Source organism: Oleiphilus sp. HI0061, from assembly GCF_001635675.1.
The window spans coordinates 1-962 of record NZ_LWFE01001604.1; the positions used below are offsets into that span (position 1 = coordinate 1).

The following is a 962-nucleotide window of genomic DNA, read 5'->3' on the forward strand; positions in this document are numbered from 1 at the left end:
TTTTCATGTGGATTGAGGAAAAGGTTGAAGGGAGCAGGAACCAACGAATGAAGCTTGATAAAGCGGAATTCAGCTCTGAAAAGATGATCAAAAAGACCCTTAAGCACACTCTTTGGTTATTGGTCTCCTTTGGCACCGGCCTGACCTTTGTCGGTTATTTCTACCCTATTCGTGAGTTAGTTCCAGATCTGTTCACCTTTAGTGTAGTCGACGCCTGGGCAATATTCTGGATTGGCTTCTTTACAGTTGCAACCTACCTGAATGCTGGCTGGTTACGTGAACAAGTTTGTTTATACATGTGCCCTTATGCACGCTTTCAATCTGTAATGTTTGATGAAGACACACTTGTTGTTTCCTACGACAAAGGTCGTGGAGACCCAAGAGGAAGCCGCAAACGTAATGTTGATTATAAAGAACAAGGCCTTGGCGACTGCGTTGACTGCGGCATGTGTGTACAGGTTTGTCCAACGGGCATCGATATTCGTGATGGGCTTCAGTATGAGTGTATTGGCTGCGCCTTATGCGTCGACGCCTGTGACTCAATCATGGACAAAATGAAGTATGACCGAGGTCTAATCAGCTACACCACTGAGAATGCCCTCATCGGTAAGAAGAGCCATATACTAAGACCCAAAGCCATTGCCTACGCTGTATTATTACTCGGCATGATGGGTGCGTTTGCCTATTCCGTTGCAACACGTGTTCCACTAGAGTTAGACGTAATAAAAGATCGGGGCGCTTTATACCAGCTAACGGGTTTAGGTAAAATCGAAAACACTTATATTCTCAAAGTTATGAATATGAGCGATGAACCCCATGATTTTGACATTACCGTCAAAGGCATTGAAGGGATAAAGATTACCACACCCACTACGGTATCCGTGAAAGCCGGAGAAGTATACACTCAACCAACTAGCATAGAAGTCGACCCCATACATATGGAAGTCACCCACTATGATATT

General features: G+C 44.5%; 1 protein-coding gene. It reads left to right on the top strand.

Features of this window, described 5'->3' with window-relative positions:
* Positions 1 to 5: 5 nt before the first annotated feature.
* Positions 6 to 962, top strand: a 957-nt coding sequence (ccoG, locus tag A3735_RS24870; RefSeq protein WP_082885995.1) for a cytochrome c oxidase accessory protein CcoG, incomplete at its 3' end; no start/stop codon positions are given.